Annotated in this window: 7 protein-coding genes; 5 read left to right on the top strand and 2 right to left on the bottom strand. The window is 51.0% G+C overall.

The features are described from left to right. Positions 1 to 20: 20 nt before the first annotated feature. Complete coding sequence (locus E1757_RS36945) at positions 21 to 1661, top strand: M23 family metallopeptidase (RefSeq protein ID WP_281282529.1); 1641 nt, start codon at positions 21 to 23, stop codon at positions 1659 to 1661. Between the two features lie 3 nt (positions 1662 to 1664). Here E1757_RS36945 and E1757_RS23205 read toward each other — a convergent pair whose 3' ends face one another. Continuing rightward, positions 1665 to 2591: a LysR family transcriptional regulator gene (locus E1757_RS23205; RefSeq protein WP_133232577.1), complete on the bottom strand. Its 927-nt coding sequence runs from the start codon at positions 2589 to 2591 to the stop codon at positions 1665 to 1667. A 226-nt stretch (positions 2592 to 2817) separates the two neighbouring features. Here E1757_RS23205 and E1757_RS23210 point away from each other — a divergent pair, with 226 nt between their 5' ends. Beyond that, on the top strand, positions 2818 to 4077 hold the full coding sequence (locus E1757_RS23210) for an MFS transporter (protein WP_133232579.1): 1260 nt from the start codon (positions 2818 to 2820) through the stop codon (positions 4075 to 4077). Positions 4078 to 4179: 102 nt separating this feature from the next. Continuing rightward, a complete protein-coding gene (locus E1757_RS23215) occupies positions 4180 to 4377 on the top strand; it encodes a CsbD family protein (protein ID WP_133232581.1) in 198 nt (65 codons plus the stop codon). Positions 4378 to 4584: 207 nt separating this feature from the next. Here E1757_RS23215 and E1757_RS23220 read toward each other — a convergent pair whose 3' ends face one another. Next, the gene (locus tag E1757_RS23220; RefSeq protein ID WP_133232583.1) at positions 4585 to 6312 is read right to left on the bottom strand and encodes an ABC transporter ATP-binding protein; all 1728 of its coding nucleotides are present in this window, start codon (positions 6310 to 6312) and stop codon (positions 4585 to 4587) included. 768 nt (positions 6313 to 7080) lie between these two features. Between E1757_RS23220 and E1757_RS23225 the strand changes: the two genes are divergently transcribed. Beyond that, a complete protein-coding gene (locus E1757_RS23225) occupies positions 7081 to 9822 on the top strand; it encodes a carboxypeptidase-like regulatory domain-containing protein (RefSeq protein WP_133232585.1) in 2742 nt (913 codons plus the stop codon). Between the two features lie 17 nt (positions 9823 to 9839). Further along, entirely contained in the window at positions 9840 to 9989 is a 150-nt protein-coding gene (locus E1757_RS35950) for a hypothetical protein (RefSeq protein ID WP_165972253.1), read from the top strand. The last annotated feature ends 625 nt before the right edge of the window (positions 9990 to 10614 follow it).

Here is a 10614-nt window from a genome sequence, read left to right on the forward strand (position 1 = left end):
CGTGAAAGGAACAACTACATATGAGCAGTCGTCGCTTTCGAAGCAAGAGGAGAACCGGCCGAAAAGGAAAATATGCGCTTGCCTTGTTGGGCGTTGGCGCTGCGGCATGTTTGTCGGTCGTCGTATTGAAGCCGGATCTGGATTGGTCCCGCATGCTGGGCATGCTGGAAAACAAGGGCACGGAAGCGGCCGAGCAGGCCGGGAAGCTTCCGGTCAAACCGCCGCGGGAAGCGGTCGAATTCCAAATGACCGATTTTATGCACGGTTGGGTAGCTTATACGGACGGGCTGCTGAAGACGGATGACGGCGGCGTTACTTGGTACGCTGCGCCGGCTGCAGCAGCCGCACCGGAAGCCTCGGCTCCCGCAGCCGCAGGCGGAGCTTCCGGAGCAGCGACGCCTGCCGCCGGGAATTCGGCCGGCGGGACGGCACCGCCGCCGTCGGCCTCCGCGGGCGGATCTGCCGTCTCGCCCGCAGCTGTCGGCGGAGCCGCTTCATCGCCGCCAGCTGCGCCCGGCGGCTCCACGGCTGCAACCGGCTCTGCGTCCGCGTCGGGAACCTCGGCTGCCGACTCCGGCCGCGCCGCAGCGCAATCCCCCCCTCCTGCGGCGGATTGGATAACAGGGCCGCTTCCGTCCGTGCAGCGGATTGCGGTCGACGGCAAGGAGCTCGACGTGAAAAAATCGCAGTTTATGACGGAGACGATCGGTTGGGCGCTGCTGCCGGGCGAAGCGGCTGACAGCGCCCCGCTGTGGGCGACGGTTGACGGCGGCAAAAGCTGGAGCCGGCAGGTGACGCCGGACATGCTGAACAAGATGGAGGCGGAACGTCAACGGCTGCGGAGCACGGCGATGGAAGCGGCGCTGTATGCGAGCCCGGAGGCTGCCAAAGCCTCGATTCAGTCGGATTGGACGCTGCTGCCGGAAACCGCGTCGCCGGGCGATATCGTGCTGGTGCGCCACCGTTCGCCGGGCAGCGTGGCATGGCAGGGAAAAACATACGAGCTGCAGCCGTTCGGCGCGGGCTATTTCGCCTATTTGCCGGTGCCGATGAATACGAAGGCAGGCTCCTACCCGATCGGCGGCAAGACGCTCACGATCAAGGCGAAAAAATTCGAAACGCAATATTTGCAGGTGACGAAGCAGATGGAAAGCATGAAGCAGGATACGAAGCGTATCCAGGCGGATCAGGCCAAAATCGACTTGGCCCGCAGCAAGTCCGAGCCGTCCTTCTTGTTCTCGTCTCCGTTTATTCAGCCGGTCGAAGGCATCCTGACGACCCCTTACGGACACACGCGCTACGTGAACGGCAAATTCGACAGCAGCCATATGGCGATCGATCTCGCGGCGAAGGAAGGGACGCCGATCAAGGCGACGAACGACGGCATCGTAGCGCTGGCCGACAGTCTTTATTTGACCGGCAATTCAATTTATATCGATCACGGCATGCAGTTATTTTCGCAATACGCCCATTTATCGGAGCTGCGCGTAAAGACGGGCGACCGCGTCAAGCAGGGCGACATTATCGGCCTTGTCGGCACGACCGGTTTTTCTACCGGACCCCATCTTCATTTTACGTTCTGGGCGCATAACATTCAGGCCAACCCGAACTTATTTTTCAATACGAATCCGTTCCAGTGGTCGCAGCCCGCGGCCCCTTAATCGTCAATCCTGCGTTTCCGGATCGTCCGTATCCGCCGGGTGGAAGGGCTCCATCGCTTTCTCGAAATGGCGCATGAACAAGTAGTCCAGGCTGTTCAGCTCTTCCTCCCGGTACATCAGGAAAATCTGATTGAGCGGAAACGGGTTTTGCTCGATCGGAATCGCGGCCATTTCCCCGCTCGCCACCTCCGTCTGCATATACAGCGGACACGAAAGAAAAATCCCCATCGTACTTTTGATCCAATATTTAATCAGCTGCAAATTGTTCGTTTCATAATGCGGATCATAGAGCATATTCAAATCGTTAAACGTCAGGTCGAGCTTTTTTCTGTACATGCTGTCCGCTTCGTACAAAATAAGCCGCTCCTTCAACACATCCCGCAGGCTTAGAGAAGTACGGCCCGCATACGGATGCTCCTTCGATACGACCGCATACAAGGGACTCGCATACAGAAGCCGGAACGTAATGCCCGGTTCGTTAGCCGTGTAGCGGGTAATGCCGATTTGAAAATGTTTGCTTTTAATCATTTTGATCTGTTCCTGGGTTGAATAGCAGTGCACCTGCAGCGCAATGTTCGGGTACAATTCGACGAAGCTTTCCAATATCGGAGGCAGGACGGTGCCGGCAAACGAATTGTTGCAGCCGAACGACAGCTTGCCGGTCAGGCCCTGCTTCAAATGCTCGACGGCTTCGCGGCCCTGATCGAGCGAGGTTAGCGCATTCAGCGCAAAGGGCAGAAAGGCGCTGCCTTCCTCCGACAGCCGCACCGTGCCGTTGGCGCGGATCAGCAGCGGCTTGCCGAGCTCCCGCTCCAGCTGCTTGATCCGGTGGGAGACGGTGGGCTGGGGCAAAAACAGTTTTTCCGCCGCTTTGGATATGCTGCCCGAACGATAGATGGTAACGAAGGTCAATATTTGATCGAAAGTCATAAAGCACCGCCATTTCCCGGTAAATATGCAAAATGTATGAAGGGATGCGCAGCCTTGGCTGCGGCCAGTGTATTCATAAAATGAATAAGGTCATTCAATTTCGATTATTTACTTGTTTACACAATCTTCATACTATAGAGTGGAGTGATACCGCTACTTTGTAGGATAAACCTATGAGTTCACCAATACAAGAGATAGATGACAAGACAAAGAAAGGTGACCTGATATGAATACGGAAAAAGCGGTGCGGGCGATCGGAATATACGGCGGCGGCATTTTTTTCGGGGTCATGTCGGTGGCACAACCGTTTTTCACGTTGTACGCCGACGCTTTGGGGGCTTCAACGGCTTTAATCGGATTCATCGTGACGTTAAGATCGCTGCTGCCTATGTTTATTGCAATGCCGATCGGGCAAATGATCGATACGCTCGGTCCGATGCAGATGACGAAGATCGGCTGCCTCCTGCTCATGGCTTCGCTGGCCATGATGTCCTGGAGCACGACGCTGACCGTGCTGGGCCTGTCCCAGGTGCTATTGGGCGCAAGCATGATTATTATGGCGTCTTCGCTGCAGGTTTTGGCCTCGGAGGGCGAGCAGGACAGGGAGAAGCGCAACAAAAATATTAACCGGTTTTCCATGTGGAACTCGGTAGGCAATATGGCCGGACCGCTGCTCGGTGGACTGGTCGTCTCTTATTTCGGCTCCTCGCTGTGGAGCTACCGGTCTGCTTTTATCGCCTCCTTCATCACTTGCACGATATGCTTTGTTCTCGTCTCGCTCGTAAAAACCAAGGATGGCCCCGGCAAGCTGACCCGGACGAGAGAGCTGTTCCAGCCCAAGGAAATGCTGAACAGCTACATCAGCGGCATTCATTTGACCCGCAACCGGAGCGTTCAATTCGGGCTTGTAGGGACGTTTCTGATCATGTTCATCCAGGCGCTGTACGGAAGCTTCATTCCGCTATATTTGAACGGGAACGGCTATTCGGCATTCGTCATATCGATGGTCGTTTCGCTGATCGGCTTGTCCGGGTTCGTTTCGCGGTTTTTGCTCGGGCAGTTTATGAGGCGAACGACGCTGGAGCATATTTTGATCTATGCCGGTTGTATAGCGTCCTTGTGCCTGATTCTGATACCACTCGTTTCCTTTCATCTGATCGGCATTATCATCATTACGTTTCTGCTCGGCAGCGCAATCGGCATGAATTTGCCGGTGACCGTCATGATTATGGTCGACGATACGAAGGAATCGGAGCGGGGTAAAGTCATGGGACTGCGTCTGCTGACGAACCGGTTGTCGCAGATGACGGCTCCGGCCATGTTCGGCCTGCTGGGCCAGGCATTCGGTCTGACCGCGGCCTTCTATACCGGCGGCGGCGTACTGCTTGCCACGATGCTGGGCTTTGCCGTGTACAGCTCGAACCGGCTCCCGCCGGTCAAGCACGATGAAGCGGCCGCCGCTTCGGGCGAGCAGCCGCACCATTAAGCGAAGCGTGAAATCGCTGGCGCATTTTCCGCTTGTCTGCGGTTAGATTTTTTTTCCTGCGGGTAATGATTACCATCATGAAGGAAAAGGAGCTGTTGCAGAATGTACAGTACCGTATTCAGGAGCAGGTGGAAGCGAGTGAAAAGCAAAGCGAAGGAGCAGTGGGGGACCGACATCGTCGTCTTTGACGACATGGATCTGTACGGAGGCAGCCCGGAGCGGCGTCCGGGCAAGTTCCACAAGCGGTATTCCAGAGAAGCCGTCGAGCGAGATTACAAGGAATGGTATTCCCATCATTAAAAGGTACGCACCCAATAATGCGCTGACCGAATACGACAACGACGATGCTGTTGACCGAAATGACAATGAATCGGATATGCGCCGTCGTACGCAGACAACCTCCCGCGCCAAGATGTCTTGGTCAGGGAGGCTGTTTGCGTTCGTGCCGGTCGATATGCCGCTTAAGACGCCTGGAGTGAAGCCAAGGTCTATAAGCAGTAACTTCACTTAATTAAACTGCATTGTATACAGCTTTTCATAAATCCCTTTTTTCTCCAATAGCTTTGCATGCGTACCTTCCTCTGCAATCCCTTTTTCCGAAAGCACAATAATCCTGTCTGCATTTTTGATGGTGGACAGCCTGTGCGCGATGACAAACGTAGTCCGGTTCCGAGCCAGCTTTTCAAAGCTTTCCTGCACCACGCTTTCGCTCTCATTGTCCAGGGCGGAAGTGGCTTCGTCAAATATAAGGATAGAAGGGTTTTTCAAAAATACGCGCGCGATGCTTAGACGCTGCTTCTGACCGCCGGATAGCTTGACGCCGCGCTGCCCGATATTGGCGTTATAGCCGCCCGGAAGACCCATTATAAATTCATGGGCATTCGCATGCTTGGCCGCGTTGATCATTTCCTCGTCGCTGGCCCCGGGCTTCCCGTATAATATGTTCTCTTTAATCGTACCCGAAAACAAATATACATCTTGCTGTACGATCCCGATATGATCGCGCAATGACTTTAGCTGAACGGTCTTTATATCGGTGCCGTCAATTTGAATCGTACCTTCACTGGTTTCATAAAAACGCGGAATTAAACTGCAAAGCGTCGTTTTTCCAACTCCGGATGAGCCCACAAGCGCTATATATTCACCGGGATTGGCCGTAATATTTATATTTCTGAACACATAATTCGATTCGCTGCCATACTGGAAGCCTACATCGACAAATTCCACCTTGCCTTTAACCTTGCTTAACGTAGCGGCATCCTGCGCATCGGTAATGTCCGGTTCGATTGCCAAAATTTCCATAAAACGCTCAAATCCAGCCGCTCCGTTTTGAAGATTTTGGGTAAAGTTCACCAACCTTTTCACAGGGTCGACCAAGGTGTTCAAGTAGAGCAAAAAGGTAATCAGCTCCGTCAGCTGCAGTTGGTTATAGCTTATAAGGAGGGCGCCCACGACAACAACCGAAATATTAATAAATGAAATGAATCCGGTCAATCCATTGAAAAACAGCGCCTCAACCTTATACCCGTTTTTCCTGCTTTCCAGAAATCGACGGTTGCTTCCCTTAAATTTATCCATTTCGATCTCTTCGTTGGCAAACGATTGTACAACTCTAATCCCGGAAAGGCTGTCTTCGATCTGCGAGTTGATGTCGGCTATGCGCTCCTTATTCTTTTTGAGGGCGTTTTTCACTTTTATGCTATAGTGATAGGCAAAAACAATCATGACAGGTAAAATCAAAAAGATGGTTAAAGTGAGCATTCCGTTTATATTTACCAGTATAATGAACGAACCCACTATTCTCACCAATGATATAACCGTATCTTCCGGTCCATGGTGCGCAAGCTCCGATATATCGAATAAATCTGTTGTGATCCGCGACATGAGCTGGCCTGTTCGGGTATTGTCGTGATATTGAAACGAAAGCTTCTGAACGTGCCGAAACAAATCGCTTCGCATATCCGATTCTATCTTTGCCCCCATCGCATGCCCGCAATAATCCGTATAAAAATTGCTTCCGTACTCCACGACCATCAAAAATAAAAAGAGAACGATCATTTTTACAACTAACGCCAAATCGATCCCATGCTCGCTTATTGCGTTTTTCGTAATTTGATTGACCAGCATCGGATAGGCAAGTACGGCCATCGAAGCCAGTGACGCAAAGAACAAATCCGCAAACAAAACCTTTTTATAAGGCTTGTAGTAAGCCAAAAACTTTTTTAATATATCCACGAAACATACCTCCAGCTTTAATACTTCCGTTGAGGATTATTGTGTTTTTTGCAAGAAAACGGCTTTCCGCATTCGCATATGTCATATATTTTCTCATGATTATCACTCCATTCATTTTATATTTTCATGGTAGCATCCCGATACCAAGCAGGCAATTTAACATTTCATTATAATCATTTCTTATTATTGACAGCATGAAGATTGCCGTTTCTATCGTATAAATGACCGTTTTAACACGATATCATGCCGAATTGTGTAAACAACGGCAAGAATTACATCCAGCGAGTCGTTAAGACCACTGCAGGTAGGCTTGCTTTATTTTGTCAGCGCAGAGGGCCCGAACTACCATCTTTTGATGGCTGCGGCAAGCTTTACGACTGCACCGATCGTGCTATTGTACTTGTTTGCCCAGAGCTGGTTCCACCAAGGCATTACATCATCGGGACTCAAGGGATAACAAGGAGCGGGACGAGGACATTTACTTGATAGGCTGGAGGAACTGGAAATGAATTGGCTGCAAAATATTAGGGTTGGGCAGAGAATATCATTGTCTCTGTCCAGCCCTTATTTGATGCGGGCCAATCGTTGTGAAAAATTAAATTTTGCAAACCTTGTATGATACATATTGTATTATTTGTTGCATGATGATACAATTTGTCTCATGAATTACAAGAATGATGCCATTTTGGAGAAAGGGTGAGGTATCCGACCATTCTCATGGATTCGAATTGCAGCTGCTTGGATTCCAATTTTTAAGGAGGAGCACGCGTGAGGCAACGCCGCTATCAAGCCAAAAAGTTTATTTCCGTATTTTTACTATTTTTGATGAGTTTCCTGACCGTATGGCAAACCGCATTTGCGGAAACCAATCCGGCAGCGTCCAAGGACATCCCGTTTCCTCCCAAAAATCCTAAAACTTTCAGCGCTTTTGCATTGCCTGACGGACAAATCGCCAATGAACACGTTCAGGCGCAGATCGACCAAACGGGAAGATTCAATATGGGAATCAAGGAGGCTGGATCGACGGACCACTGGTATAATGTCATTTACAACTGGCCCGGCAGCCCGGGAACTTCATTTACTACAATCCGGGTTGACGGAGTGAATCGAGTTTTTGGCAATTCGGATGATGTGAATTCTTCGTTTGTTACGCTTCCTTACAATTTGGACGATATGACGAATGAAGGCGTATGGAAAACAGGAGATATTTCCGTGAAGCAGGTATTGCAAACCGCAATTAATCCGGCTACGGGAATTCCCGACGCCGTTAAAATCCGTTATACGATGACCAATACGGGAACCGTCGGCCATGAAGTCGGCCTGCGTATGATGCTGGACACGATGGTCAACGGTAACGACTCGGCTCCATTCCGGGTGCCGACGGCTTCGGGGATCGAATCGGTCAATTATGAAAAAAACTACATTGGCGCGCAAGTTCCTTCATTTTGGCAAGCGTTCGAAGATTTCAATAACCCTGATATCAGTTCTCAATACACAATGAAAGGCAAAGATGCGACGGCGCCGGACCGGTTTACGATCGCAAACTGGGGCTCCATCAGAAATACGGATTGGGATTATACGATAACGGAAAACCGTCAAACCGGCGATAGCGCCGTCGGAATGTGGTGGAACCCCGCCGTACTGTCGCCGGGCGAAACCAGAACCATAACGACCTATTACGGAAGACCGGGAGTAGGCGGCAATCAGACGCTGGTGCTAAGCGGCAGACAGCGGTTGTCTTATCCGGAATGGTCGGCCTCGCCGATTAATCTCATTGCTTATCTGAACAATAATCTGGGCAGTCCTCTTGCCAATGTGACATTGGTTATTGTGCCGAGTTCCGGCTTAAGCCTTGTTGACGGAGATGCCACGCATATGATCGGCAATCTTGCCGTCGGCATGAATGCCCAGACGACTTGGCGAGTTCAACCGAATGCCCAGGGCGTCCATCAATTAACGGTAAATGCTTATAAACAAGGCGACTCGGTACCATTTGCGAACGCCGTTTATCAGATTGAAGCATTGGCTCCCGTAGTACCGCCTAACGTAACGTTAGGGGGAGGACGCGGAAATCAAAGCGACGGCACGCCGGTAGCCGGCAGAACGACGCCGCTTACCGTCAATGCGTCCTTCAATAATCCGCAGGCGACGGGAGTTGCGTTAGTCGCTACGGATGGAAACGGCGATGCGTATCATGCGGAAATGATCACGCAAAACGGCATAGACTGGTCCCTTACCTTCACGCCGAGCCTGGTAGGATTATGGGAGACGCCGTTAACGATTCAGCTGACTCCGCGGTATGCGAACAGCCAGACCGGTCCGCCGCTTCATTTTGACATTGTATTAATTGATCCCAGCGGCATTGTCTACAATGCGGCGAAAGGAACTCAGAACGATTGGCCGTTACCGGGAGCTACCGTCATTTTACAATATCATGATCCCGAGCTGAGCGCTTGGGTGAACATGAGCGAGGACGCGTATCCGGGAAGACTGGATCCGGTCACGAACCCGCAAACGACGGGCGAAGACGGCCGGTATGCGTGGAATACGGCGGCAGGCGAATATCGGGTAGTCGTAAGCCGTCCGGGCTTTCAGACGGCTACGAGCCGATCCGTAACGGTTCCGCCACCGGTTACCGACCTGCACGTCGGCTTGACCCCAACGGATACGGTCGCGCCGACGCTTACCGTGAACGGTGTGGCTAACGGCGCAACGTACACGCAGCCCGTGACCGTCCAGTTCAATGCAGCGGATGACGTATCCGGCGTACGGACCGTCACGTACCGGATCGATCAAGGCGATATTCAACGGCCAAGCGGCACAAGCGGTTCCTTTACGGTAAACGCGCAAGGTCCTCATACCGTCCACTTCACCGTAGTGGATCATGCCGGTAACGAACTGACCCGGGATATTGCATTTACGATTTCCGTGCCGCCGGATACCGCCGCACCGGTAACAACGATTGCGACCAGTCCTGTGGCGCCGAACGGATTGAACGGATGGTATAAATCCGACGTAACCGTAAGCTTTAACGCAGTTGATCCGGCGCCGGGCTCTGGCGTCGATAAGACGCTGTACCGGATTAACGGCGGAAATTGGACCGAATATGCCGCTCCATTCACCATCATCATCGATGGCAGCTATACGATCGAATATTACAGCAAGGATCGGGCGGGGAATGCCGAGGCGGGCAAGTCGTTCACCTTCAAGCTGGATAAAACGCTGCCGGTTACCAAATACGCCTTTGCTCCGATCAATGCGGTCACCCCTGCGGGTAAAACCTATATCGCGGGCTTCAACATAACGTTGAGTGCAACTGACAATTTATCGACAGTGACGGGAACCGTCTATCGTACCAACGGATCTGGCTGGAAGTCGTATACAGGACCGTTCGATATTTACGCGACGACGACTCAAACCGTCGAATACTACAGCACGGACGGCGCGGGCAACCAGGAAGCGCCCAATCTGATGGATTTTATCAGAGGCATATTTACGGGAAATAAGTAGGAGGGAGGATACGGTAAATGAACATGAATCGGGAAAAGCGGTATGCATCCCCTAGAGTCATACGGCATGAAAGGATTTTATTCGAAACGACGATCAGCTGCCCCGGCGGACATTTGGAGCTGCAGCCGACGGATGATTTCTGGATTATCGTATGCGTAAAAGATTAAACTGAACGATACAAGAAAAACCGCTCCGCCGAATGAATGCATGTACATTCGGTCCGGGCGGTTTTTCTTATAATATCAGAATTTATAAGTTTTCAGCGGAGCTGAACAATTCTGATATTGCAAGAAAAGCTACATCTAAAACACGAATGTATCTTCGTCGGAAGGGCTTCGGTCAGAAGCTTTTCTTATAATATCAGAATTTATAAGTTTTCAGCGGAGCTGAACAATTCTGATATTGCAAGAAAAGCTACATCTAAAACACGAATGTATCTTCGTCGGAAGGGCTTCGGTCAGAAGCTTTTCTTATAATATCAGAATTTATATGATTTCAGCGAAGCTGAACAATTCTGATATTGCAAGTTATCATGAACGAAGGTCGACTCCCCGAATTTGCAACAACGTAGGTTACTTTGGAAATAATTGTTTTAGGGAAAACCAAAGCAGAGCTACAATGCAAAAGGAGGAGTCAACATTATGAAGCTTAACACAAAATACGTAGGTTTAGACGTTTCGAAGGAAACAATTGCTGTTGCCATTGCGGATGAGGGTAGGGAGGCGCCGCGTTTTTGGGGTACGATTACTAACACGGAGGCAGCTGTGAGAAAATTAATGAAACAGCTGGGAG

The sequence above is a fragment of the Paenibacillus piri genome (assembly GCF_004354045.1).
GTDB lineage: Bacteria > Bacillota > Bacilli > Paenibacillales > NBRC-103111 > Paenibacillus_S > Paenibacillus_S piri.

Excerpts from the sequence above, each read along its gene's own strand:
- E1757_RS36945 (WP_281282529.1), top strand. The coding sequence starts at position 21 with ATGAGCAGTCGTCGCTTTCGAAGCAAGAGGAGAACCGGCCGAAAAGGA.
- E1757_RS23205 (WP_133232577.1), bottom strand. The coding sequence starts at position 2,591 with ATGACTTTCGATCAAATATTGACCTTCGTTACCATCTATCGTTCGGGC.
- E1757_RS23210 (WP_133232579.1), top strand. The coding sequence starts at position 2,818 with ATGAATACGGAAAAAGCGGTGCGGGCGATCGGAATATACGGCGGCGGC.
- E1757_RS23215 (WP_133232581.1), top strand. The coding sequence starts at position 4,180 with ATGTACAGTACCGTATTCAGGAGCAGGTGGAAGCGAGTGAAAAGCAAA.
- E1757_RS35950 (WP_165972253.1), top strand. The coding sequence starts at position 9,840 with ATGAACATGAATCGGGAAAAGCGGTATGCATCCCCTAGAGTCATACGG.